The sequence below is a fragment of the Haloplanus vescus genome (genome assembly GCF_900107665.1).
GTDB lineage: Archaea > Halobacteriota > Halobacteria > Halobacteriales > Haloferacaceae > Haloplanus > Haloplanus vescus.
This window is the reverse complement of the sequence record NZ_FNQT01000007.1, coordinates 22,433-46,386: the sequence shown is the minus strand read 5'-3', so window position 1 is coordinate 46,386 and position 23,954 is coordinate 22,433. Positions and strand designations below refer to the sequence as shown.

Below are 23,954 nucleotides of genomic sequence, written 5' to 3'. Positions count from 1 at the left end.
CGGGGCGTCGGCCATCAGTCGCCCCCGCTGTGGAGCGTCACGTCGAGGGTGCCGGACTCGACCGTGGCGGTCAGCATCGTCGTCTCCGTCGCGGGGTCGGCGCCCGTCGCCGACCCGGGGTTGAGGATGCGAACGCCGTCGTGGACCTCGTCGAGGGGTTCGTGCGTGTGGCCGGCGATGCCGACGGCGTCCGGGCCGCCGTGGGTCGTCACCGCGTCGGCGACGCGGCCCTCGTAGCCGATTCGGTCGCCGGTCCCGTGGGTGACGACGAACTCGACGCCGCCGCACTCGACGGTGGCGACGGGGGGCAGGTCGACGCTTCGGTCGTCGACGTTCCCGCGGACGCCCGTGAACTCGCCGCCGGCGAGCGCCCGTATCTCGTCCACGACGGATTCGGTCGCGAAATCGCCGGCGTGGACGACGTGGTCCGCCGCCTCGACCCGCGCCCGAACCCAGTCCGGCACGCCGCCGGCCCGCCCGGGGACGTGCGTGTCGCTGATTATCGCCAACTCCATACCCGCCCGTCGGCGCCGAGCGTGAAATCGTTGTCCCAACGTTCGTGTCGTCGGGCTGCGAAGTCGGAGTGACACACGCCGTCACCTGCTTCCGTCGCCGCCGGACGGCGGTACTGCTCGGTCGGTGGAGCGACGCCGCGGGCAGGTACCGGCCGCTGGGCGGAGATTTCGGGCTCTGTCGAGGGCGATCCGCCAATCTGGTGAGCGAGGTGTGTACTGAACGGGGCAGTCTCAACACTACGGGTGTCGAGGCGGCCGCGGCCGAATATGAAGGGCCGAATCGGGGGACGAACGGCAGGAGTAGGGCGCAGGGGGTTGGGAGCGTGTGTCAGTTATGCGTCGGCGCTGGCCTCGTCACCCTCGTCGGGCGTGGCGTCGCTGACGGCGTCGCCGAGCGAGCCATCGAGGTCACCGCTCAGGAACGACCCGATGGCGTCGTGAATCTCGCCGATGTGGTCGGGCACGGCTGCGGGCAGGTCGGCGGGCGGGCCGCGACGGTCGGCCTCGTCAGCCGCGCCTGCATCGGCTTCGTCGGACGCATCCGCGTCAGCGTCGTCGCTCACGGGAGTATCAGCGGGCTGGCCGTCTGCCGACTCGTTGTCCGCATCGTCGGCGTCCGCACTCGCGTCATCGGCGTCCTCGGGGTGGTCGTCGCGCTGGTCGTCCGCACCGACGTCCACGGGCGCGTTCCCGGGCACTGCGGCGACCGTTCCGGTGGCCACCACCAGTGCGGCGAACACGACCGCGATGAGTTTCGTTCGGGTCACCGTTGCGCTCAGTGCGTGTGGCTCAGGAGTATTGAATCCCCCATCCCGTCAACCCGGATTTCTGCGGTTTGAGCCGGCTTAAATCCGGATATAATCGAGATAAGCTGGGATAACGGCGCATGAACTGGGTCGGAAACAGGGGTTAAAACGGGCCGAACTTCTCGACGACGAACCGCCGGAGCTTGCGCGACGAGGCTTCCCACGTGTACGTCGAAGCGGCGAGTTCGCGGGCGTTGGTTCCGACCGTTCGACGCCGCTCCGGCGCGTCGGCGAGGCGCCGAATCGCCGCCGGGAGCGCGTCGCACTCGGCGACGACGAGATGCTCGTCGGGCGTGGCGTCCAGTCCCCGGGCGCCGAATGGCGTCGAGACGACAGGGAGGCTCCGCGCGAAGTAGTCGATGAGTTTGATGTTCGTCCCGCCGCCCGACTGCATCGGGTTGAGGGCGATGTCCGTGGCGTCGAAGTGGGCTTCGAAATCGTCCTCGACGTACCCCGCCGTGGTGACGTTCGCCGGAAGGGCCGCCTCCTCGAGGGCGTTGCCGACGGTTCCCATGACGAGGAAGTGAACCGACGCGTCGAACTCGCGGGCGACGTCGACGACGGTTTCCGCGGCCTCGACGTTCGGCTTGTAGTTGCTCCCCATGAACAGACAGACCGTCGCGTCCGGTGAGATACCGTAGCGTCGGCGGACGCGCGTCGCCGCCTCGGTATCCGGGCGGTGGTCGCGCAGGTCGTCCTCGTAGGTGCCGTTCGGCGCGACGAGAATCGGACCGCCGGGGTCGTACGTCTCGCGGTAGACGTTCGCGTCGCGTTCGCTGGTGCAGACGATGGCGTCCGCGCCCTCGACGGACCGGCGTTCGAGCGCATCGACCCGGCGCTCGACCCACCCCTCGAACAGCGGTTGGTCGATGTCTCCGAATCGCTCCGTCTCGACGTTGTGACTGGAGAACACCACGGGCGTCGACTCGTCGACGTGGTCGAGGACGTACGGCGTCTGCCACGGTTCGCGGGCGAGCACCACGTCGGCGTCGGCGAGCAGCGTGCCGAGACCGTCACTTGCCACCGACAGCGCCTGCCCCTGGAAGACGTTGGGGTAGCCGACGAGCATCGGCGCCTTCAACAGTTCGTGTAGCGGGTGGAGATGGCGGTATTCGGTGTATCGCTCCGCGATTTCGACCGTCCGCCGCAGGTCGAGTGACTTGTACATCGCGGGCGACCCCCCCTGACAGAAGCGGGTGACCGTGTCCCCGTGTTGGGGGAACTCCTTCACCAGGCCGTGGGTGCGGTGGTCGCCGCCTAACCGTGGTGGGTAGGTGACGTAGGGGGCGACCTGGGTGAGGTGCACACTTTTGTGTAGCTCTCAGACTTCGTTTATTCGTGCCGATTCGCTCTCATATATCTCGAGAGGTCGGTCAGATCTTCGACAACAATCTATTCTCTTTCGAACGCCGTATACGACACGCAGCATTTCGATGTATGAAGAATATTTTCCACATAGCCGGAGATATTCCGGCTACCGGCTAATTAACAACATCAGGGATTATACTGAAACAGCATGCTTATTGACGAAAAGACGAAATCGCGGATTATGCCGAAGAAGCGCATTCTCGTTACCGGCGATGCTGGCTTTATTGGTCCGAACCTCACGAACAATCTGGCCCCGGGCAACGACGTTATCGCGCTTGACGACGAATGTCGCGGTGTATCTGGGAATATCATCGCACAATCCGCCAACGATATCTACGTCTACGACATGATAGCCGACATCTCAAAGGCGACGAGCAAGGTTGATTGGGTGCGGAAGATGGGCATCGGGGACGGTATCAAGCGAGTCTGTGGGCAGGATACGTGAACACGGTATCAGTGGTCTACATCTGACCAGACATGGATGATCGCGAGGACGACTCGGACTCCAGTCAGTTCATCAACATCCGTAATCAGGCAAGCCTCTCCCTCGCGGGGAACTTCGTCGACGCGGGTATCAGCTTTCTCGGTCTCGTCCTCTTCGCGAACGTCCTCGGTGCCGACGGCCTCGGGAAGTTCTACGTGATTCTCGCCATCGTGAAGGTATGTCTATTCCCAATCGCCGGCATCGGCCAGTCGGTGATGAAACGTGGGAGCGAGAGCGACCTTGATCCCGCGACATTCTTCGGTGGGGGCCTCGCGTATGGGGCGGTATACGCGCTGGCCATCGGGGCCATCGTCGCCACGGTGTTTGCTGTCGCTCCCACCCTGCTCCAATACGGCCCCGCAATCGTCGCCGGCGCGTTCGCCGTCTTCGCCAGCCGCATCTTCTATATGCTCCTACTCGACACGTACCGGAGCCGGGGAAAGACGGGTTTTGCGACGCTCACTGACAACGCCCACGGAATCGTGGAGACGGGTGCACAGGTCGCGTTCCTGCTCGCCGGCTTCGGCGTCATTGGTCTGCTCGCCGGCACGGCTCTTACGACGATGGTCGTCGCACTCGTCGTTCTGTGGGCTTCCGAAGTGAGTGTCGAACGACCGTCCGTGGCGACGCTACGGTCGATCGCCGACTTCGCCCAGTGGAGCGTCGTCACGTCCGGACTCGGCACTATATATGACAGGCTTCCGGTGCTCATCCTCGGGACGTTCCTCGGAGAAGCCGTCGCTGGGTACTACACCTCAGCGATGCGACTGCTGATGCTCGGGAGCTATGTCGGCGGTAGCATCGCACCGGCGTTGATGGTGCGTGTGTCCGCCGTCTCAAGCGACGGGAATGCAGATTCTTCTCTCGACGACTTCCGACTCTCAACCGCCTATGCCGCGGTTCTGGCGATTCCCATCATGTTCGGGAGTCTCGCCATCCCGGATGCGTTAATGGTGACTGTCTTCGGGCCGACGTTCAGCGGGACGGGTGCCGTCCTCGCGGTCCTCAGTCTCTATCACGTCGTCAATACGTACGATACCATCGCAGACTCCTTTTTCGACGGTAGCGACCGTCCGGATCTTTCGATGAAGACGAGGACCGTCGCGCTCGCCGTTCGCGTCGCTTTGATCGTCACGCTGCTCCCCCGGTTCGGAATCACGGCTGTCACCGTCGCCGTCGTGATCTCGCACATCGTCGACCTCAGCATCGTCGCACTGCTACTCCGCTCCGAGTTCGGGCGCATCGCCGCCCCGACGCGAGTGGCGTATCAGCTCGGTAGCGGGGTGATTATGTGGGGTATAGTCAATTATCTTGCCGACAGCTACCCGATTACTGGCTGGCTATCACTGCTCGCCGTCGTCGGAGTCGGAGCGGTAGTCTACGTCTCGCTTATGTTCGTTCTCGACGAGTATCTGCGCCACGCCGCTATCGATATCGGTCGGGACACGTTACGGACGCTCGTCGGAACGTCGTAGCTCCCGTGGCTTCCGGTGTCACACAACGTTGAATAGCGTCACGTCGGAATTACTACTGATGTCGCCGTTCTCCCGACAACCCCTCTTTGCGCTCCTCGCGTTCACTCTCCTGATTCTTCTCGGAGCGGTCGGTCTATGGACCTCACCGACACAGCTGCTGGATACTATCCAGTCGAGACACCACCACTGGACCACCATTCTCGTCGTGATATTCGTGCTATACCTCGTACGACCATTTCTGCTGTGGCCGCTTAGTCCGTTTTCGGTGTTCGTCGGCTACATGTACGGTGTTCCGGCAGGATTGCTCGTTGCCCTGTGCGGCACGTTGTTCACCAGTTATCCGCCGTACATCGTGGCGACGCACTTCCGAGAACGATCAGATTACTTCGCTCACTTCGCTGAACGAGGCGCTGCCGTCGCCGACACAACCGGGGAGGTACGCGGAATGATCGCAGCGCGGATATCGCCTGCGCCGGCGGATGCAGTGTCGTACACTGCGGGTGTCGCCGGAGTTTCGACGACGACCTTCGCGATCGGGACATTACTGGGTGAACTGCCGTGGGCCCTGTTCTACGTTCTGCTCGGACAGTCTATACATCGCTTTGCATTGGGGGCAATCTCAGGGACTGGGGTCCTCTTTCTGGTCGGGGCATCGCTCGCTTCCGCACTGATTCTCGCACAGCCGGCTTACCGTGTGGCGAGGGCCTATCGAGACGGAGAGCTCTAACTGCGTCGACGGTACGCCCGATAGGACAGGAACACTAGCGTCCCGATTACTGCACCGAACCATAGCGTACCGACGCGGATGACCAGCGTGGAACTGACTGCGATGGTTCGTGAGTAGCCGAGAATGACGAGTGTGCTGACCATGCTCGCCTCGGCAGCGGCCAATCCCCCTGGAAGTAAACTCGCAGCACCGATGACCGATCCAAGTCCGAACACGAACAGAGCCGAGAGCAACGACGCTCTGGGGCTGAATCCGCCCAGAACGACCAAAGTGCCACTCCTTCTAGGCCCCACGCGAGGAGGCTGATGATCATTGCTGCGACGAGTGGTTGAGGACGGAAGGGCGTGTACGCATTCTGGTAGAACTCCTCTAGCTCGTCGGCATAATCACTGATAACCGGTATCCGCTCCAAGGCCTGCAGAAGGTGGAGTGCTAACGTCTACCACTGAAGAAGTACTAGCCCAGAGACGAATACTGCCGTCACGACGACGACAGCTGTGGACGATTGCTGGAACACGACTAGCCCGAGGAGCGCAAACGTGGCGAGCGCTAACAAATCGGTGACGCGTTCCGCTCCGACAATGGGTGCAGTACGGCTGACCGGGATGCTCTCCAGATCTCGCAGGAACCACGCCTTCCACACCACGCCTGCCTTGCCGGGGGTTACGACCATCATAAGTCCACTGACGAAGACGACGAAGCTCCGGCGGGGTGGGACGTCAATTCCGAGCGTTCGAAGATAGAACTCCCATTTCAAGAACCTGATAGCGTAGCTCATAGCCACGAGTCCGAAGACGGCACCTATCCGCCACGGGTGGAGCGAGGCGATTGCGTCTGCGACTGCGGCCGCTTGTCCGAACGCGAACAGCCCCAGAAACACCGCAACTGTCAGGAGCGCGGTCAGCCAGAGGCCGTGTGACCGAACCGCACGCCGGATAGCGGCGAGATAGCCGGTCATACGTTCAGTACTGCGAGTGCGTCGTTCAATTTCGTCGCGACATGACCGGACAGATAACCACCCCGACCGCCAGCCTGCGTCTCGTCCGCTTGAATCGCGTCGAGAACCGGGCCACTACACTCGGTGACAGCGCGTCCCACTTCCATCGCGAAGTGTGCATCGCTTCCACCAGTGACGGAGAGTCCACGACGGTCAGCAAACTCCCGAGCGCGTCGATTGAAGCGTGGGAGAATACACCGGGAATTCGTCACCTCGACGGCGTCCACCTTATCGCCGATCTCGTCAAGTGAATCAATGTAGGACTCGCGGAAGGTATCAAACGGATGTGAGAGAACAGCGACACCACCCTGCTCGTGAATGTGGTCGATAACGGCACAGGGGTCGGCTTGCGGCGGGACCGTCGACACACCGAGAGCGAGCATATGTCCTTGCGTCGTCGTCACTTCGACACCGGGAATTATATCCAGTCGTTCAGGAGCCTGAGCAACCACTTCCGCGTAGCCGTCAAGCGTATCGTGATTGGTAATCGCGACGCCATCGAGGCCCGCTTCGATGGCAGCAGTAACTATCTCTTCCGGTGCGGCTCTGGAACAGGGGGACGCGTCGGTGTGTACCTGCAGATCGTAGCGCCTCATTTGATGGCCTCCAACGCTACCTCCGGCACGTTATAGAGGACAGCGATAGGTTCGGGCCGGAGCTAGGAGTTATCCGCACCCCTGACAGTAATCGGCAGACTCTAGCATTATTTCGCACCAATCTATTTCACACGCCGATATCAAGTGTCTGTATGGCATCTATGTTTCTTGAGTCACGGACGGGTCGCCCCTGAAAAAACGAGCGGGGCGTTCTCTGAGAATCTAATCACGGCTATCATGACTACTGCCTGACGTGATGGGGACTACCGATGTTTGCGAGGAGAAGTGCGTAACAAGGATTATATAGACTCTTACTCTCCAGACAGACAAATGAAGACGGTCGTACTAGGATTCGATGGCGTTGAGCCGACGTTGCTCGACCGACTTGAGTCAGAGGGGAAGATGCCCGGCTTCGAAGATCTCCGCGGGGACGGACTCTACTCGCAACTGGACTCAACGGTGATTCCGATATCGGCGATGGCGTGGAGCTCGTTTCTCACTGGGGTGAACCCAGGAAAGCACGGGGTGTACGACTTCATCTCTCGTTCGGCACCCGACTCCGCGGAGTTCGATCTCACGACGTCGAACACGCGACAAGCCCCGGCGATGTGGGACTATCTCAACGCCGTCGGCAAACGCGTCGGTGTTGTCGGGATGCCCGTGACCTACCCCGTTGACGAGTTCGACGGGTTCGCGGTGAGTGGCTACCCTACACCGCATCGCGAGCAGTCATTCTGGCCCCCCGAACTGGAAGAGACGTCCCCAGTCGATCCAGGTGAGATGCACGCGAAGGTACACTTCGACGGCACGAACCGCGAGGATTTCATCGAAGACCAGTTCAGACAGTTCGACGCCATCGAACGGTTTCACAACCACGCACTCGACGAGAAAGAGTGGGACCTCCTGGTCACTGTGTTCAAACAGACCGACGACATCGCCCACGTCGCGTGGGACGACCCGGAACTGCACGATATCTATCAAGAAGCTGATCGCGTACTACGAGAGACTCGCCAGCGATTGGAGGCGATGGATGAGGAGTACCTGCTCATCATACTCAGCGACCACGGGTTCGGTCCGGTGGACAAGACGCTGTTCCTCAACAACGTCCTCCGTGACCTCGGCTTCCTCGAACTGAAGAGCGGCCTCGGCACGAAGATGCGCGACACGCTCTCAAAGGCGGGCCTCAATATGCTGAACGCGTATCGGGTCGCTTCGTTACTAGGCCTGGGAGAGCGGCTGATGTCCGTCGGTTTCGACGACGAGTCATCGAAGGCAAAACTGCTGTCCGGGCTCCGAAACGCGTTGTTGATCGGGACACACGACATCGATACCGACCGTAGTGCCTGCTTCTCCCGAGGGAACTACGGACAGATTTTCGTGGAGGACGACAATCGGACCGATGCACTCGTAGAAGGGCTGCTCGACTACACTGTCGACGGCGAATACATCATCGCCAATGTCCACCGTGCGTCCGAGCATTTCGATGGTGACGCCATCGACCTTGCGCCGGACCTCATGATCGAGACACCCGATTACCGCTACCTTACCGCCCGCGGGTTCGCTCTCGCTACGGACCAGGTCCTCACCGATCATATAATCGGTCGCGATGCAGAGCACAAGCAGAAGGGTGTGTTCTTCGCGACCGGGTCAGGTATCGATGCCGACGCTGCACTTTCCGAACCGTCGCTCGAGGACGTTCTTCCGACGTTGATGTACGCGATGTCAGAAGACATACCGACGTGTCTCGACGGCGACGTGTTAGAACTGTTCGAAGAGGCTTCCGAACCAACGTTCAGAGAGTTCGATCTTGAGTTCGAGCGTCGCGGTGACGACATAACCGACGAGGAACGTGAAGAACTGCGGTCCCAACTAGAGAGTCTCGGGTACGCGAACTGAACTACTGAGTTTTCTCATCGGCCACCACGGTTCCCGACAGCTTCGACTGGTCGAAGTGAAGAACGAGCACGTATATCGGCGTCCCAAGCAGGACGAGCGTGACGACCGTGATTGTTCTGTCGAGCAGTATCAACGCAAGTGCACTTTCGGCCGACAGACCAAGGCTCAGGAGAACGCTCGTGCTGATCACTTCAACGAGACCGATGCCCGCCGGCACCCACGGGAGTCCCGATAAGAAGGCGACTAGCAGCGCTAAGAGCGTGATTTCGGCTAACGAGAGGTTAATGCCGAGTGCGGCAGCGACGAGCGCCGTTCTGATGATGTTCGTGCTCCACACGGAGACGCTGAGAGCCATGATGGAGACGCGATCACCGAGCGAACGCCCGCTAGCCGCTCTGAGGCCACGACGGAAACTCGTGACTGCCGAGTTCATACGCTCCGGAAGTGGAATGACATCGAACCGGAGCAGAGCTACGGTCCCGACTCCGACAACGACCAGCAACACGACTGCCCAGGTCGTCACGCGTGATACGAATTCGGTTCGCCGCGTCAAGACGATGGGCAAGGCGAAGACGAGCCCGACCGCCAAGAGGCACAGGTCGATGATTCGCTCAGCGGCAATCGTTCCTGCGATACTGGACACCCGATCGTCGTAGCGGCCCGCTGCCAAGTAACTCCGGTAGATGTCCCCCAGTTTAGCTGGAACGAGTGTGTTCAGGTAGTAACCGACGAGGAGGATGAGGTTCGCCGAGAGTCGTCCTGCTTCCACGTCGATGGCCGAGAGGAACCAGCGCCATCTTTCGGTGCGGAGGGGAAACGAGACGTAGAACGCCAGCATCGCCGCCGCGAACAGCAACGGGTCGGCACGGCGTAACGTGTCAAACGCGCTCTGAATGTCGAATTCCTGGATCAGATAATAAAATGCGATTCCGACGACGATTAGCGTGAAGCCGTATCGGAGAGCTATTTTGCCGATTTTAATACGCCTGCTCATTCGTAGCAGGACATCTCAACGTAGCGACCGTCAGTTTGTTTGATCCAATTAGCACCCATAGTCCCAATAAAGTAGTGGCATGGTCGATGCTGATTCCAGTACAGGCTCCGGGCGTCGGGAGGGTCGTACAGGTTCGTTGGGCCCGCTCCTGCTGCGCTCTCGGCCTCGCTGCCCGAGCCAACTGGGCCGAAAAGCCATTTTCCCACGTCGCCTAATGCGTCGGTCGCCACCGACTTATCACCGTACGTTACTCCGTCTTCTGTCGTAGTAAGCGGCTCTGCGACGAGGCCAATCCCACCGAGGAATACGCCGCTGATGAATAAGACAGTCACCACCACAGCAACGATGCCACGCTGGGTCGGCAGAGAGACTTCGGCGACGATGAGCCCGAACCCGATACCGACGATAGCGACACCGAGGAACAGGTCTGGGAAACCATCCAAATCGAAGTAGAATATCTGAAGCCCGTACCACGTGCCAACGACGAACACCCACCACCGTGTGTCAAACTCGTTTCGCAGGGTTCCGACGATACCGGCCGCCCCGATTAACACTATCGGGATGAGGTACCCTAGGAAGCGAAAGCCTTTCCACAGTCGAACGAACGGCTCAAAGGTCTCTGAGAGCAGGAACGGGGCAACGACGACCTCAACGAACATCGGCTCGATGGCCCCCCAGAAAACGAACGGTGTGACGACGACGAGCGTGGTCGCTGCCATCCCGGTCAGGGCCCGTACCGGTACGGTTCGCGTCCGTTGGTACTCCAATCCGAGCACGACTACCGGGAAGACGGCTCCGAACTGCCAGAATCCTGCCGCGGCTGCGGCGGCTACTCCGCTCGCCAGCGACTGTCCCGAGTAATGGAGGTAGAGGGCTGCCAGCCCGAAGAACAGGGTGAAGTATTTCGGCCGGAAGCCGTGGGCTGCTAGGTAGTGGAAACCAGGATAGGCTAGCAACACGGCACCAGCACAGAACCCTGCGAGGCTGCTCTCGGTCAACTCCGTCGTCAGGTAACCGACGAGGAGCACCGAACCTGCCGCGACAGCGCTTGTGGTCGCGACGTGGTACGCGTGCAATAATAACATATTGTCGAACGCGAAGAACGCGAGCAACGCCGTCCACTCGAACACCAGCGGTGGCTTCACGTCCCAGAACGTGACGTACGGGATTGCTCCTTTTGTCGTATACCAGCCGGCGTGAGCGTAGAACGCACCGTCGTAGTTGATGAGTGTCGGCGAAAACAGAGCCGTCCGAACCATCGATATAGCGAACACCGAAATCGTCGCCGCGATGAGGGCTAGTCGCCATGGGTCGTCGCTCAGCCCCCGTTTTAGCCCTCGGAGACCCCGACCGGTCAACATTATGTGTGCGGAGGCAGTTCCCCAACTTAATACTGATGTATCAGAGTGAAACGGGGGGCATTGCGTCGCAGGCTAAGGGACTTCTCTGGGAGATGCGGCCGTGGCAGTGGTACAAACAGAGTATGGTGCTGTTGGGTGTTACGTTCTCTGGGCGCCTATTCGATGTCAGTGCTGTCGTCCAGTCCCTCCTAACCGTCAGCGCCTTCTCAATGGTCGCGGGAGCCGTGTACGTGTTCAACGATATCAGCGACGTGGAACAGGATCGTAAGCATCCCGAGAAACGCAACCGGCCTATCGCTAGTGGTACGGTCTCGATTCCGACGGCTACCATCTTCGGTGGCTTTGTCGGAGTTGTGGGCCTTTGGCTGGGATACTACGTGGATGTCCTCGTACTCGCTATCCTGTTAGCTTACGTCTTAAACAACGTCTTCTACAACTTGGGCCTGAAAGATGTCCTGTTCGTGGATATCCTGATTATCGCAATCGGATTCGTTCTCAGGGCACTCGCGGGAGTCTATGCGATTCAGACGGACGTCGGCCTACCGAGTCCGTGGCTCATCGTCTGCACACTGCTGGCGGCGCTGCTGCTCGGACTTGGAAAGCGGTATCAAGAACTGAAACACCCTGAGTCCGACGACACGCGCACCAGTCTGGAGCGTTACGATATACAGGTCATCGACCGGCTCCTCGTGGTAGTTATCTCTACCCTTCTGATGGCCTACTCGCTGTACACGTTCAACGGCGGTAATCAGTTAATGATGCTGACCCTCCCGTTCGCGTACTTCGCGACCTTCCGATTCTATCACCTGATCTATCTTGACGATGAGGCGCGGACCGTAGAGCGTATGATACTGTTCGATCGTTCGTTCATCGTGAACCTCGCGCTGTGGGTGGCTGCGATCCTCATAGCGATATACTTGAGACAGTTGTTCGTCGGGGTGCTCGGATGACGCGAACATACGACATACACGTACACACCCGAGTCTCCCCGTGCTCTCGGAACGAGCCCGAGGACATCATCGACCGTGCGGTAGCAGCCGGGCTGGACGGTATCGCAGTCACTGACCACGATTCGGTGCAGGGCGGTGTCGATGTCGCCACACTCGCGCCACCGGAGTTAGAGATCATTGTCGGTGCCGAACTCACAACTTCACAGGGCCATCTGCTGGCCCTAGGAATCGACGAGACACCTCCGGTGGGAACCGAGACACTGGATGCTATTCAGTTCGTGCACGACCATAGCGGTGTGGCAGTGCTCGCACACCCGTTCGACTCTTTCCGACAGACGTACCAGGCAGACTTGGAAGCGATTGCCGACGCTGTGGACGGTGTCGAGGTCAAGAACTCACGGTGCCTGCTCACCAGATTCAACACCCGTGCGGAAGTATTCGCCGACGAACACGACCTGCCCGTAACTGGTGGAAGCGACGCACACTTTCCGATGGAGGTCGGCCGTGCAGTAACTCGGTGTGAAGGGCCGCTTCTCGAAGCGATCCGGTCGGGAAAGTCCACGGCCGCGGGTAGGGATGGATACCTCTCCGGCCACGTCGCGACGAAACTCAACGACGCGCTCTCACTGCTCGGTCGGTGATTCGGCCCCACCGAAGCCCCCCAGTCAGGTTTCCGACCTGCCCTCGTTCTGACCAGTGATCTAGACGGTACGCCTCCACGCGGCGGATGCAGCTCGAAGCAGAAGAGGAGGTAAAGCTGGTCTGCTGGATGGCTGTCGCACCGGAATCCGACGACTCTACCGAGGAGCCCTGACCCTTACTAATATCTCAGGTAGAGGTTGACATGTTCGAGAATTAAGGGACGGTCTACAGTTTCGTGGGTGAGGTTACGGCACTGGGACCAAGTCGAAGCGCGACTGCTGTCAGCCTCGTAAGCCAGGTAACCCATCTCTACTTAGAGATCGGCTCAGCTAACCGGCGATCGACAGTCCGCGAAGATTGCCAGCTCTCCCGTTAGTAGGTCTTGTTACGGGTTGGTTAGTGATCTCGGACCTCTACACTAGCCGCTGACAGCATCGCGCCCATCTACTCCTAATACCTGTCTTCAGCCCTTGAGAACATATAATTCGACGGAATCAGCGTTTGTCTATTAGAACTTATAGTATAGCGGCAACCCCGTTCTTGTCGAATTAAACGGATAGCAATTCTAATACCGCTGTTTAGGTGCCGGATCATACTGTTCGACGGCTCTGTCCGAGGCGTAGAAAATAACAGCAATAGCCAGTAGCAGGATGAAAGCCGCCCCTGGCTGAATGAGATGCGACAGATCTGGAGCAGACCCCCATCGAGTAGTATGAGACGAGCATGGCTCCGATGACGGTGCCTGAATAGAGCGTATAGGCACCGATAGCGCCCAATACTACTGCGTCACTAATCCCTAACTGAAATAGCATTTGATTCCATTTAGCGGGGCGATGGCGGCTCACAGCCTTCTTACCGAACGGTAGGAACAGACGATCAAAGATTCGCCTCCACAAGCGGGCCCACTCTGTAGGATCCGGTTCGTCCATCCGCGTGAATTTCGACAGCCAACAAGACGTTTGGTAACCTATGTAGCCTGCCCCGGCCACTATTCGTCGTCCGAGGATTCTCAGATGTGATTCGGGTCGTGGGTGTAGCTACGGTCGCAGTCTTCGCCGCCGCCGTTGCCAAAATACCGTCTGATCGAGTCGATAAGTATCTATTCGTGTTGGGTATCGCAACGCTTGCGCTCTTTGCACCCGGCGTGAAAAAATACTCACTGCTGACGCTTGTCCCCGCACTCCTTGTTGTGTTTAACGAAGAGGCTCTACGCGAAGATGGAAAACTCGTAGTACCGATCTTGGCGGCATTGAGCGTGCATATTCACTACTTCGCAATGCGAGGGCTTCTTTACCTCGCGCACGCAACGGACTTAGCTCTTTTGTTCAAGATTATTCCGGCACTCCAGCCGGCGTTATTGGGCTCTCGCGTTGTTTGTCCTGAGTTCCGTGCGATTAATTCAAGAGTATAGAACTATTAATAACTAAATGGGTTTGTCTCTGCCGGCTACAATCACACCACACGGTAGCTACGATGACTCCATCTAAAACAAGCATTTTTGTCTGGTCGAGAGTAGTAGAATCCAAATGATCGACACACCACCAAACGTTCTTCTTCTCATCTTGGATAGCGCTCGGGCCCGAAACACGAGTCTCCACGGCTACCACCGCGAGACGACCCCATTTCTAGAGGAGTTCGCGTCGTCGGCCACGACGTACACGCAGGCCCGCGCGCCTGCTGGCCGCAGTCTCCCGAGCCACGCCAGCATCTTCTCCGGCTATCTTCCCCAAGAACACGGGATCAACGACCTTGAGAACAAACTCGAGCGCGAAGCGAACGTGTTCGCCCGTCTCGCTGACAATGGCTACGACACCGGGCTGTTCACGGACAACCCCTATCTGACGGACCTCGATACAGGGCTCTCCTCTGGTTTCGAGACCGTCTTCAACGACAGGGATCTGTACGAGGACGGTGAGTCCCCTTCGGCGTTCGTCGAGGAGGAGTCGCTGGACAAGGTAGAATTCCTCACCCGTGCGCTCCGGAGTGACGCTCCAATCAAATCTCTCGCCAACGGCGTCTCGTGGATGCTGAAGTGGCGGTACCCCCGGCTCGCACCTGAAGGCACCGTATTCTCGCGTGGTTTCACGTATGCCGAACGGTTTGCGCAGTGGCGCACCGATCGCAAAGGTCCGTGGGCAGCATGTATCAATCTCATGGATACGCACGTTCCATTCCGTCCGGGTGAGGAGTACGACAGATGGGCGACATCTGACGGGAAGAATGCGCAAAATCGCACCGATATGGAGAATATCGGCGACGACGAACGGTGGAAGTTCGCACTCCTCGAAGACCGCTACGACGGGACGATTCGGCAGGCCGACGCCGTCGTCGAGCAGATACTTACGGCGCTCAAAGAAGACAGAGAGTTATCGAACACCTACGTCGTCGTTACCGCAGACCACGGCGAGGGGTTCGGCGAGCGGAGTCCCATCGACGACCATCCCTCTATCGGTCACGGCGACGCCGTGGACGAACCACTCCTACACGTTCCCCTCGTCGTGAAAGAGCCAGGACAATCTAAAGGACGGACTGTGTCCGAGCCAGTCGGTATCGTAGATACTCCTGTCGCCATCGAGCGAGCAACGACCGGTGATGTCGATGGCCCTTCGTTCGTCACCGACCGAACCGTCTTCGCGGGCGGATTCGAGGACGGCGATCCAATCGACGCAGCGTACGGGTCACACGAGTCACACGGTGTCCGGAAGTACGTCCAGAACGGCAGTGAATCGTGGTCCGTACACGTCCCCACCCCGCGAGACGCCTACTGTCTGGACGCGGAAATCCCACCGGCCATCGAGAGCGAGATTGATGCGTTATCACCAGCAAACGTCACGCAAGCAGCCGAGTCAGAGGTTACCGAGTCCGTGGAACAGACGCTCAGTGCGCTGGGATACACGGAGTGAGAGCTGACATGGATACGATACTCATCACGGTTGACGCACTACGTGCGGACCACCTCGGCCAGTATGGCTACCACCGCGAGACGATGCCGATCCTCGATGATCTGCTGGCAGAGGATGCGAACCGCTACGAGCAAGCTTTCTCGAACGGCACCCATACCGGTATCTCGCTCCCCTCGATGCTCACGTCCCGCTACCTCGGTGACCGTCCGGCGATGGAAGGGCCGACTGTCGCAGACGCCCTACCCGACGGAGTGACGACCGTCGGTGTCCACTCCAATACGTACTTCGCTACACGCGTCGGCCGTCCGTCGGGGTTCGACCACTTCGAGGACTTCGACGTCACGGGGAGTGACGAGGAGGAGGCAGTCCGCTCGATATCCCACCGCGTATTCCGTCGGACGATGGATACAGTTCGACCAGCAGTCGAGCGTCTGGGCGTGCGCGATTTCGCCGAGCGAATCCAGCGGACTATCTTCCCATCGCGACTAATTCACGAGTCGACAGCGTACGAGACCGGTGAGCGGACGACTGATCGGGCGCTGGAGATGGCCGCCGAGGTAGACGGTGATCTGTTCTTGTGGGTGCATTACATGGATCCACACCGCCCATTCTGTATGCACATCGACGATCCGGCATACAGCGACAAGGACCTATCCAGCGACGAGATACACGACCTGATGTCACGGACGGGTGTCAGCCCCAAGTCTCTGTCCGAGTCAGACCGCGAACTCCTCCGAGACCTCTACGACTCGGAACTTCGCTACACATCCGAGCAGATACGACGGCTCACAGATGGACTTCGAGAACAGGACAGATGGGAGGAGTCACAGGTTATATTCACGGCTGATCATGGTGAAGAGTTCGGCGAGCACGGCTACTACTTCCACCGAAATCGTCCGTACGACGAGCTGATTCACGTCCCGCTCCTCGTACGTGGACCGGAGACGACCGGTGAGAGTGTAGCAGACCAGCGCGAACTCCTCGACATATCACCGACAATCTGTGAGGCTCATAATGTTGAGCCTCCGGCAGAATTCCTCGGGCAGCCCCTTGGAGAAGGGAGCTCTCGTCGTGTCGTTGCGACTGGGTCGTTCAGCGATACGGAGCCAGTAGTCGCTGGGCGCTGGGAGGGATGGAAGTACATCGAAGCAGGCGAGGAACGGGAGCTATACGACCTTGACGCGGACCCGGACGAGATGTCGAACGTGGTTGACCGCTACGGCGACCGTGTGCGAGCGTTCCGAAAGGAGATTCCAGACCGACTCCGCGAGGAGGACCACAGTACAGTTCCGACGGACACAGATCAGGCAGTTGAGGACCGTCTTGCTGACCTCGGATATCTTGAGTGAAGCATAAGTGTGGATGCGTTGAACGGGTCTTATGGGTTTCAGCGACTGGGCCGCGGAGACCGCGTCACGGTTCCGTGATCAATCACCCCGATTCGCGGCCAAACGGTCCGGACAGGAACTACTGACAGGGGCGCTACGGCGCGTACCCGGTCCGGCGGGAGATTCAATCTGGGAACGGGAATGGGACGTGCTCCTCATACTCGATGCCTGTCGATGGGACGTCTTCTCGGAGAACTACGGCGATGCGGATTGGTTGGAAACTGTCGAACCGATTACCTCCGTCGGAAGTGCGTCTCCGGAGTGGATGGATAAGACGTTCACTACCGAATACAAGGACAAGCTGGCGTCCACTGCGTACGTCACCGGCAATCCGTACTCGGAGGACCATGTGACCGAGAATCAACTTGCACTCCTCGATGAGGTGTGGCGCTACGTCTGGGACGACGATCTCGGCACAATCCCTCCAGAGCCGTTGACGAACCAAGCGGTCAAACACTGGCGAACCGGGGACTACGAGCGCATGATCGTCCACTATATGCAGCCACACTGGCCGTACGTGACTAATCCAATAGAGGGCGGATTCAATCCGAGGACGGTGATAAACAATGAAAAAGCAGAAAATGCGTTTGATTTACAAAACAGAGGAGAGATATCTAAATCAGACCATATTGCTGCGTATTCAGATAATTTAGAATATATAATCGATCACATACACAGAACATTACTACAGGCAATTACTGCTGATCAAGTAGCGATAACATCAGACCATGGTGAAGCGTTCGGAGAATTCGGAATTTATGAACATCCGAGTCGAGTTCCGATACCGGTTCTACGAAAAGTACCATGGGCGATTACATCGGGACGAGACACGGGAGAATATAATATAGATGATCTCAGATCAGATACTGAGATCGGAGCTACCAGGGAGAAAAAACTCCGAGATCTCGGATACCTATGAATTCCTCATACGCACTTTTAGAAATAGTGAAACATTATAACGGTAGATACTGGTGGCGAGAGCGTTTCCAAGGGCGATTGGTCAGCCCCGTGCTCGCGGCACTCCACGGCCGTGACGGAGTAGACGTGATTGACCAGGATTGGGACAACCTCCTGATACTCGACGCCTGCCGGGCGGACATGTTCAAGGCCGTCGCCGACACCGAATGTTTCGATGCGTACGAGACAGTACGCTCTCATGGAATTCCTCACTAGACTGGATTGCTGCCAACTTCGCCAACCGAAAACTTGGCGATACTGTCTGCGTCACGGCGAACCCATGGGTTGGACAAGGAGCACTGTCCCCCTTCCACGATATTATCGAGATACATAGAATAAATAACATTCTAGGGGAGATCACGGTAGAAGGGAATAACCTAGATGATCTGCGTCAACCACCCGGCCAGTCCTGTCAAGTCCGAAGGTGAGATGAACTAACTACATTACTTAGACGAGCAACCCTGAGATAGGAATTACTTGGAATAACGTCGGAGAGGTACAAGGATACACTCAACGATGTCCGTGAACACACGTCAGTTGGAAGATGCCAACAACAGTAAGTCGGGGTTTCACCGTTGAACACCAGGAGCTATTCGTCGATTAGCTTTGAGTGTTCCTATAGCAGCTATTCTATTCTTGAGAGCTTTACTACCCGGTTTTATGACAGTCTCATAATCAAGAAGACGAGTCGATTTGTACCGCCACATCCAAGGAAGAAGCATCCTGGAGACAGTAGTAGACACAGAGACCAACAAGTAACAGAACAGTTCGAGACTTGACCACCTGAAGTGGTGAGAACGTAACACCGATTACGACTCCCCCTCTTGAACCAATTCATGTCGGAGCCGCAATACACGATCGCTGTGAGCAACTACAATATGGCCGAGACGCTTGCAGTGTCCCTCACGAGTATTCTTGAACAACTGGATGGACGTTTCGAGGTCGTCGTAATCGACGACGGCTCCACCGACGGGAGTGTCGATATTCTCGAACGCCTCGAAGCCGCGTACGGCAGTCTCCGCACAGTATACGACGCGGGCAACGACAATCTTGGCGAAGCCCGGAATCACTCCTTCCAGGTGGCGGAGGGCGACTACGTTCTCGCAGCCATCGACACAGACGACCAATTCACGCACTGCATCCCGGAATTTGTCGATTTCTACCACCAAATTGAGGCAGGGCGGGAGTCAGATTTCTTATTACTAGGAGATGGCATTTATATGGCACCCCGGGAACTCGTGCTGGACGTGCCGTACCGAAGCCTCGGCTACGGCGAGGACAGAGACTTCTATAGGCGGCTTATTGCCAGAGAAGCACTTCTTAGTCTCAGCCACATTCCGGTCCGACATTCTATCGGCTACGATCGCTCTCTCAAGGAGAAGTTCCGCGTCGGGGTCGAGACGATCGTAGTCCAGTTTCAGAGTGGCCTTGACTTCGTTCCGTATATGCAGTGGGCGCTCGATGAGACACTCAATGAGGGCGGCCAGCTGGAGCGCCACCGTGGCCTTGCGCACCTCATTCTCGCGCCGTTCGCGTACGCGCTGTCGCTTACGAAAGCCCAGTACGACGCGCCACCGGAGTTCCGAGACATAGGTCGATACAAGGAAGCACTCCGGGACGTTCACATGACCGCCGAGCAGATGGAAGACCGCCTTGATATCGATATCGACTGGACGGCAGTCGGGCCCCGTGGCCGCGCACTCTTTGACAAAGAGACCGCCGACAACGTCATCGACTAATGGACGCCCCCACAGTCAGCATCCTCGCACCACCCGAGGACCACGGCGGAATCGGACACTACGCCGCGCAGCTCCAAGCGCGGATGGCAGACACCATCGATGCTACACATATCCCACTCTATGCGGAACTCGGCGTTACCGACTACGTTCGCGCAGCGCTCCACGCTACCGAATCCGACGTGGTTCATATCCAGTTCGAGTACGGGTTTTTCCGTCCGAAACTGCTGTACGCGTGGATCTTCTTCTCAGCACTGTTCCTCGGGGCCCGGATTCGTGACGTTCCAGTGGTTGTCACCGTTCATGAGGTGTGGACCCCGGACGTAGTGGGTCGCGTCCAGTACGCCTACGTGTGGTTAGTGCAGCTGTTGCTCGCGATTACTGCAACGCGCCTCGTGTTCATGACTGAGGCCGCAGAGACTGACTTCCGGCCGCGCGACGTGGTGGCGGACCAGCGAATTCCCCACGGAGTCGACACGGATGAAGTCCGGGACATCGAACCCGAAGAGGCACGAGCGGCCTTTGGGTACAATTCTGATGACACCGTGATCTCCCAGATCGGATACGTATCTCCTCGGAAAGGGACGGAGGACTTTTTGCGTCTGGCTGGTCGCCATCCTGAATACAAGTTCCTCCTCGCTGGAGGCCCACTCCGGGACGAAGACAAACCGTATTTTCAGGATGCCGTCGAGATGGCTCCAGCAAACGTCCACACGACCGGCGTGCTATCCGACGAGATGTTTCACGCGGCGTTTATTGCCACCGATGTCGCCGTTCTCGCCTACCACGATATCCGTCAGAGTGGCATCCTGAACTGGTGTTTCGCATACGGGGTCCCGGTGGTCTGCCGGGCTATCGACCGCTTCCAGGCACTTTCCGCACGGGGCGCACCGCTAGTGCTGTTCGATGAGAGCGGGCACTACCCGTCAATCGACGAAGCCGTCGACACAGCGCTCGCAGAGGCTACTGGTCGGGCAGAATCGATGCGGGCGTTCGGGGCGGAACGGGACTTCTCGCAGGTGGCAAGACAGTATATTGACCTCTACCAGTCGCTGCGCTGAGTCAGCGCTCCCGGACGATAGCCTCGAGTTTCGTCTCAAAATTCTCGTAGCTATACTGCTCGGCGGAGCGCTGAATCTCGTTGGCGTCGAAGTCCGCGGAATCAAACTCGTCGAGCGTCGCTTTGAGCGAGTCGACGGTCGGGTCGAAGTGCAGGCCCGTGATGCCTTCCTCAACCTGATACCGGGTGAACCCTTCGTTTACGCCGAGCAACGGCTTTCCAGCCGTTAACGCCTCGGCCCCAACGAGGCCGAAGTCTTCCTGTTGAGGTGCGTATACCACGGCCGTAGCGCGCGCCACGAGGGATTCGATATCCTCGACGAAGCCCCGGATTTCGATATTGTCGTGGCCACGGGCCATTCGTTCGAGTTTCTCCCGCTGTTCCCCATCACCCGCGACGATCAGTCGTTCATCCCGTCCCTGAAATGCCTCCACAATCAAGTCCATCCGTTTCTCCTTATCAAGGCGCGACCACGTGACGAAATACCCGTCATCCCCTTCATTCCGCCAATCACCAGTAACGGGGGGATACACGACTTCTGCGTCGCGGTCGTAGTAACGCCTGACACGGTCTCGGATGACCTCGCTGTTGGCGACGAACGTGTCGACGTAATCGACAGCCTCCTTGTCGAGCGCACGCCACAGTTTCGCGTACGCTCGCGCGGCGAATCCGACGAATGGGTAGTCGACTCGGTCCATCCGATCCCGAAAGAGATCGTAGAGCCACCGCGGCGGACTGTGAGGGTAGTGGACGACTCGCTGATGAGTGTCCGGGACGTAATATTTCGAGAGGGGCGCACTCTCCAGCAGGACGTCGTACTCGCCGAGTTCGTCGACGCCCTGTGTCATGTCAATGGCCACGCTCGTCGTCTCGAACGGATTCATGCCACTATTCTTCCACTCCAACAACTGGCCCGAGAGACCACTCGTGTACTTCGACTGCCGCATTGCATACACCGTCACGTCCTCGGGGAGTGCCGTTCCCTCTGCGACGTACATGGTGTATATGGGGGCATCAAGCACGCGCGCGGCCTCGACCGCGAACGTCTCGCCACCACCCATACCAGGAAATCGGTCGTGGACGATTGCGACGCGCTCCTCACACATTCTCGGCCACCCGATACACGTCATATTCGCTCACCGGATAGAGAATCCGACCCCTTCGCGTCGCCGGAAGCAATCCGGAACACTCGGTTCGATTGCCCGTCAAAGTGCTCACAGTCGGCGTTGGACGAGCACACATAAGAATATCAGTGCTTGGCTGTGCTCGTCGTGAGACACCACGGGACGGTCGACCACAAATCTCGAAATACGAGTCGTCGTTCTCAGGGCTGACCCACACAACGGACGACTTTTTGTGTCGAAGGGTGTAGACCCTACCGGTGGCAGTGACGACGGTTACCCCCTCCGAGCCCCGTGTGACGAGGCCCACTCCCGAGCCACCATCTCACACACACTTTTCGTCACCGCGCCGGTAGCGACGCGTATGCACGCACCCGAGACGCTCGGCGTACACGAATCGGTCGGCGACGTGTTCCCCGCGACGGTGTTTCGCGATTCCCTCTCGGACACGGACCCGACAGTCCGCATCGTCGGCACGGACGACATCGACGCCTGCGACGCCCTCGTCACCTTCGCGTACGACGACCGCTTTCTCGACGCCGATCTGGACTGGATTCACTCGATTCAGGCGGGCGTCGACCGCTTCCCGTTCGACGACCTGCGCAAGCGAGAGATTGCCCTCACCAACAGCACGGGTATCCACGGCGACGTGGTGGGCGAGACGACGATGGGCCTGATGCTCGCCTTCGCCCGCCGCCTGCACGTCCACCGTTCGAACCAGGAACGGAGCGAGTGGCGCCAACCCGCGTGGGACGACGCCTTCCCCCTCCGGCGGGCGTCGGTCTGTGTCGTCGGACTGGGAACGCTCGGCCAGGGCATCGCCACCCGCGCCGCGGCCCTCGGGATGGACGTGACGGGCGTGAAGCGCACGCCGACGCCCGTCGACGGCGTCGACGAGGTGTACCCGCCCGAACGACTCCACGAGGCCATCGCCGACGCGCGCTTCGTCGCCCTCGCCGTCCCCCTGACCGACGACACGGAGGGCATGATCGGAGCCGCAGAGTTCGACGCCATGCGCGACGACGCGTACCTGATAAACGTCGCGCGCGGGCCGGTGGTCGAGCAGTCGGCGCTCGTCGATGCGGTGGAGTCAGAGCGCATCGCGGGCGCCGGCCTCGACGTGTTCGAGACGGAACCGCTCCCCGAGGACTCGCCGCTCTGGGGCCGGGAGAACGTCATCGTCACGCCCCACGCCGCCGCCTTCACCGACGACTACTACGAGCGGATAGCGACCATCGTCCGCGAGAACCTCCGGCGACTCGGCGCGGGCGAATCGCTGACGAACCGCGTCGTTTAGAGGAACTTCAGCAGGTCGTCGCGCTTCTGGTCGTGGAAGTGGTCGCCGAGGGTGTCGGTCAGGGCGCTGATGTTGCCCCGTTTCGCGGAGATGGGGGCGATGGTGTCCTGCCACTGTTTCCACGGCGGATAGAGGCCGAGGCGGTCACAGAGGTCGTCGAGGCGGTCGTCTCGGTCGTCGACCTTGTCCATCTTGTTGACGGCGACGACGGTCGGAATCTCCAGGTCGCGGAGGAAGTGGAAGAGCTCCACGTCGTGGGGAATCTCGTCGTCGCCGCTGTGGCGGTCGATGATGTCGACGACGCTCTTGCCGTCGACGACGAGGACGCCGACCAAGATGTCGTCGGCGTTGTCCTCCACGTACCGCACCACGTCGGTCTTGATTTGCTCGCGTTGCTCCTCGGAGACGCCGGACATGAACCCGAACCCGGGGAGGTCGGTGAACATGAAGCTCTCCGAGGTCCAGTCGAAGTGGTTGGGTTGGCGGGTGACACCCGGTTTGCGGCCCGTGGAGACGGAGTGGCCGGTCAGTTCACGCATCAGCGTCGACTTGCCGACGTTCGACCGGCCGACGAGGACGACCTCGTCGCAGTCAGGGCGGTCCTCGAACATGGGCGACGTAGACGGCTGAGGGGTTTAAATTCGGCGTGTCGAGCCGAGAGACTATGAGGCGGCGCGAGCG

General features: G+C 59.2%; 24 protein-coding genes. 14 read left to right on the top strand and 10 right to left on the bottom strand.

The window, feature by feature from the left end; genetic code table 11:
• Positions 1–14 precede the first annotated feature (14 nt).
• From BLU18_RS14190 to BLU18_RS14180, 3 genes are all read right to left on the bottom strand, one after another.
• Entirely contained in the window at positions 15–515 is a 501-nt protein-coding gene (locus tag BLU18_RS14190; RefSeq protein ID WP_092636048.1) for a metallophosphoesterase family protein, read from the bottom strand.
• A gap of 332 nt (positions 516–847) precedes the next feature.
• Complete coding sequence (locus BLU18_RS14185) at positions 848–1,282, bottom strand: hypothetical protein (RefSeq protein WP_092636046.1); 435 nt, start codon at positions 1,280–1,282, stop codon at positions 848–850.
• A 142-nt stretch (positions 1,283–1,424) separates the two neighbouring features.
• On the bottom strand, positions 1,425–2,627 hold the full coding sequence (locus BLU18_RS14180) for a glycosyltransferase (protein WP_092636044.1): 1,203 nt from the start codon (positions 2,625–2,627) through the stop codon (positions 1,425–1,427).
• A gap of 243 nt (positions 2,628–2,870) precedes the next feature.
• On the opposite strand from BLU18_RS14180, the gene BLU18_RS15300 reads away from it, so the two are divergent.
• The 3 genes from BLU18_RS15300 (at position 2,871) to BLU18_RS14165 (ending at position 5,375) form a co-directional block, all read left to right on the top strand.
• Positions 2,871–3,134 (top strand): hypothetical protein, encoded by a 264-nt coding sequence (locus BLU18_RS15300; RefSeq protein ID WP_394327344.1) that lies wholly within the window; start codon positions 2,871–2,873, stop codon positions 3,132–3,134.
• 194 nt (positions 3,135–3,328) lie between these two features.
• Positions 3,329–4,648: an oligosaccharide flippase family protein gene (locus tag BLU18_RS14170; protein WP_176791260.1), complete on the top strand. Its 1,320-nt coding sequence runs from the start codon at positions 3,329–3,331 to the stop codon at positions 4,646–4,648.
• Positions 4,649–4,706: 58 nt separating this feature from the next.
• Positions 4,707–5,375, top strand: coding sequence for a TVP38/TMEM64 family protein (locus tag BLU18_RS14165; protein WP_092636038.1), 669 nt, complete (start codon positions 4,707–4,709; stop codon positions 5,373–5,375).
• Here the strand turns inward: BLU18_RS14165 and BLU18_RS15240 are convergent.
• The 3 genes from BLU18_RS15240 to BLU18_RS14155 form a co-directional block, all read right to left on the bottom strand.
• Positions 5,372–5,590: a hypothetical protein gene (locus tag BLU18_RS15240; RefSeq protein WP_394327343.1), complete on the bottom strand. Its 219-nt coding sequence runs from the start codon at positions 5,588–5,590 to the stop codon at positions 5,372–5,374. The genes BLU18_RS14165 and BLU18_RS15240 overlap by 4 nt on opposite strands.
• 224 nt (positions 5,591–5,814) lie before the next feature.
• On the bottom strand, positions 5,815–6,333 hold the full coding sequence (locus tag BLU18_RS15060) for a lysylphosphatidylglycerol synthase domain-containing protein (RefSeq protein ID WP_218124119.1): 519 nt from the start codon (positions 6,331–6,333) through the stop codon (positions 5,815–5,817).
• A complete protein-coding gene (locus BLU18_RS14155) occupies positions 6,330–6,968 on the bottom strand; it encodes a PHP domain-containing protein (protein ID WP_092636036.1) in 639 nt (212 codons plus the stop codon). The genes BLU18_RS15060 and BLU18_RS14155 overlap by 4 nt, the downstream gene beginning before the upstream one ends.
• Positions 6,969–7,298: 330 nt before the next feature.
• On the opposite strand from BLU18_RS14155, the gene BLU18_RS14150 reads away from it, so the two are divergent.
• Positions 7,299–8,864: an alkaline phosphatase family protein gene (locus BLU18_RS14150; RefSeq protein WP_092636034.1), complete on the top strand. Its 1,566-nt coding sequence runs from the start codon at positions 7,299–7,301 to the stop codon at positions 8,862–8,864.
• 1 nt (position 8,865) lies between these two features.
• Here the strand turns inward: BLU18_RS14150 and BLU18_RS14145 are convergent, their stop codons facing one another.
• Together BLU18_RS14145 and BLU18_RS14140 are read right to left on the bottom strand one after the other, a co-directional pair.
• Complete coding sequence (locus BLU18_RS14145) at positions 8,866–9,858, bottom strand: lysylphosphatidylglycerol synthase transmembrane domain-containing protein (RefSeq protein WP_092636032.1); 993 nt, start codon at positions 9,856–9,858, stop codon at positions 8,866–8,868.
• Positions 9,855–11,219, bottom strand: a complete 1,365-nt coding sequence (locus BLU18_RS14140; RefSeq protein WP_092636030.1) for a DolP-mannose mannosyltransferase — start codon at positions 11,217–11,219, stop codon at positions 9,855–9,857. Before BLU18_RS14140 ends, BLU18_RS14145 begins: the two co-directional genes overlap by 4 nt.
• Positions 11,220–11,254: 35 nt before the next feature.
• Between BLU18_RS14140 and BLU18_RS14135 the strand changes: the two genes are divergently transcribed.
• The 9 genes from BLU18_RS14135 to BLU18_RS14110 all read left to right on the top strand — a co-directional run bounded on the left by BLU18_RS14135 (position 11,255) and on the right by BLU18_RS14110 (position 20,856).
• Entirely contained in the window at positions 11,255–12,169 is a 915-nt protein-coding gene (locus tag BLU18_RS14135) for a decaprenyl-phosphate phosphoribosyltransferase (protein ID WP_092636092.1), read from the top strand.
• Positions 12,166–12,810 carry a PHP domain-containing protein gene (locus BLU18_RS14130; protein ID WP_092636028.1) on the top strand — a complete coding sequence of 215 codons (645 nt, stop codon included), beginning with the start codon at positions 12,166–12,168 and terminating at the stop codon, positions 12,808–12,810. Before BLU18_RS14135 ends, BLU18_RS14130 begins: the two co-directional genes overlap by 4 nt.
• Positions 12,811–13,826: 1,016 nt before the next feature.
• A complete protein-coding gene (locus BLU18_RS14650) occupies positions 13,827–14,222 on the top strand; it encodes a hypothetical protein (RefSeq protein ID WP_143025282.1) in 396 nt (131 codons plus the stop codon).
• Positions 14,223–14,337: 115 nt separating this feature from the next.
• Positions 14,338–15,714, top strand: a complete 1,377-nt coding sequence (locus BLU18_RS14125; protein ID WP_092636026.1) for a sulfatase-like hydrolase/transferase — start codon at positions 14,338–14,340, stop codon at positions 15,712–15,714.
• Positions 15,715–15,722: 8 nt separating this feature from the next.
• The gene (locus BLU18_RS14120; protein WP_092636024.1) at positions 15,723–17,063 is read left to right on the top strand and encodes a sulfatase-like hydrolase/transferase; all 1,341 of its coding nucleotides are present in this window, start codon (positions 15,723–15,725) and stop codon (positions 17,061–17,063) included.
• Between the two features lie 31 nt (positions 17,064–17,094).
• The gene (locus tag BLU18_RS14645; RefSeq protein ID WP_143025281.1) at positions 17,095–18,021 is read left to right on the top strand and encodes an alkaline phosphatase family protein; all 927 of its coding nucleotides are present in this window, start codon (positions 17,095–17,097) and stop codon (positions 18,019–18,021) included.
• A 125-nt stretch (positions 18,022–18,146) separates the two neighbouring features.
• Positions 18,147–18,275: a hypothetical protein gene (locus tag BLU18_RS15215; protein ID WP_281241044.1), complete on the top strand. Its 129-nt coding sequence runs from the start codon at positions 18,147–18,149 to the stop codon at positions 18,273–18,275.
• Between the two features lie 647 nt (positions 18,276–18,922).
• Complete coding sequence (locus BLU18_RS14115) at positions 18,923–19,798, top strand: glycosyltransferase family 2 protein (RefSeq protein WP_176791259.1); 876 nt, start codon at positions 18,923–18,925, stop codon at positions 19,796–19,798.
• A complete protein-coding gene (locus BLU18_RS14110; RefSeq protein ID WP_092636019.1) occupies positions 19,798–20,856 on the top strand; it encodes a glycosyltransferase family protein in 1,059 nt (352 codons plus the stop codon). The genes BLU18_RS14115 and BLU18_RS14110 overlap by 1 nt, the downstream gene beginning before the upstream one ends.
• Before the next feature lies 1 nt (position 20,857).
• Here BLU18_RS14110 and BLU18_RS14105 read toward each other — a convergent pair whose 3' ends face one another.
• Complete coding sequence (locus BLU18_RS14105) at positions 20,858–21,961, bottom strand: glycosyltransferase (protein WP_218124118.1); 1,104 nt, start codon at positions 21,959–21,961, stop codon at positions 20,858–20,860.
• 379 nt (positions 21,962–22,340) lie between these two features.
• Here BLU18_RS14105 and ddh point away from each other — a divergent pair, with 379 nt between their 5' ends.
• Positions 22,341–23,273, top strand: a complete 933-nt coding sequence (gene ddh, locus BLU18_RS14100) for a D-2-hydroxyacid dehydrogenase (protein ID WP_092636017.1) — start codon at positions 22,341–22,343, stop codon at positions 23,271–23,273.
• On the opposite strand, the gene engB is transcribed toward ddh, so the two are convergent.
• On the bottom strand, positions 23,270–23,884 hold the full coding sequence (engB, locus tag BLU18_RS14095) for a GTP-binding protein EngB (protein ID WP_092636015.1): 615 nt from the start codon (positions 23,882–23,884) through the stop codon (positions 23,270–23,272). The genes ddh and engB overlap by 4 nt on opposite strands.
• Positions 23,885–23,954 lie beyond the last annotated feature (70 nt).

Bases quoted from the DNA above. Each gene is read 5' to 3' on its own strand.
- BLU18_RS14190 (WP_092636048.1), bottom strand. From the start codon at position 515: ATGGAGTTGGCGATAATCAGCGACACGCACGTCCCCGGGCGGGCCGGC.
- BLU18_RS15300 (WP_394327344.1), top strand. From the start codon at position 2,871: ATGCCGAAGAAGCGCATTCTCGTTACCGGCGATGCTGGCTTTATTGGT.
- BLU18_RS14165 (WP_092636038.1), top strand. From the start codon at position 4,707: ATGTCGCCGTTCTCCCGACAACCCCTCTTTGCGCTCCTCGCGTTCACT.
- BLU18_RS15060 (WP_218124119.1), bottom strand. From the start codon at position 6,333: ATGACCGGCTATCTCGCCGCTATCCGGCGTGCGGTTCGGTCACACGGC.
- BLU18_RS14155 (WP_092636036.1), bottom strand. From the start codon at position 6,968: ATGAGGCGCTACGATCTGCAGGTACACACCGACGCGTCCCCCTGTTCC.
- BLU18_RS14150 (WP_092636034.1), top strand. From the start codon at position 7,299: ATGAAGACGGTCGTACTAGGATTCGATGGCGTTGAGCCGACGTTGCTC.
- BLU18_RS14145 (WP_092636032.1), bottom strand. From the start codon at position 9,858: ATGAGCAGGCGTATTAAAATCGGCAAAATAGCTCTCCGATACGGCTTC.
- BLU18_RS14140 (WP_092636030.1), bottom strand. From the start codon at position 11,219: ATGTTGACCGGTCGGGGTCTCCGAGGGCTAAAACGGGGGCTGAGCGAC.
- BLU18_RS14135 (WP_092636092.1), top strand. From the start codon at position 11,255: ATGTATCAGAGTGAAACGGGGGGCATTGCGTCGCAGGCTAAGGGACTT.
- BLU18_RS14130 (WP_092636028.1), top strand. From the start codon at position 12,166: ATGACGCGAACATACGACATACACGTACACACCCGAGTCTCCCCGTGC.
- BLU18_RS14125 (WP_092636026.1), top strand. From the start codon at position 14,338: ATGATCGACACACCACCAAACGTTCTTCTTCTCATCTTGGATAGCGCT.
- BLU18_RS14120 (WP_092636024.1), top strand. From the start codon at position 15,723: ATGGATACGATACTCATCACGGTTGACGCACTACGTGCGGACCACCTC.
- BLU18_RS14645 (WP_143025281.1), top strand. From the start codon at position 17,095: ATGGGTTTCAGCGACTGGGCCGCGGAGACCGCGTCACGGTTCCGTGAT.
- BLU18_RS14110 (WP_092636019.1), top strand. From the start codon at position 19,798: ATGGACGCCCCCACAGTCAGCATCCTCGCACCACCCGAGGACCACGGC.
- BLU18_RS14105 (WP_218124118.1), bottom strand. From the start codon at position 21,961: ATGTGTGAGGAGCGCGTCGCAATCGTCCACGACCGATTTCCTGGTATG.
- ddh (WP_092636017.1), top strand. From the start codon at position 22,341: ATGCACGCACCCGAGACGCTCGGCGTACACGAATCGGTCGGCGACGTG.
- engB (WP_092636015.1), bottom strand. From the start codon at position 23,884: ATGTTCGAGGACCGCCCTGACTGCGACGAGGTCGTCCTCGTCGGCCGG.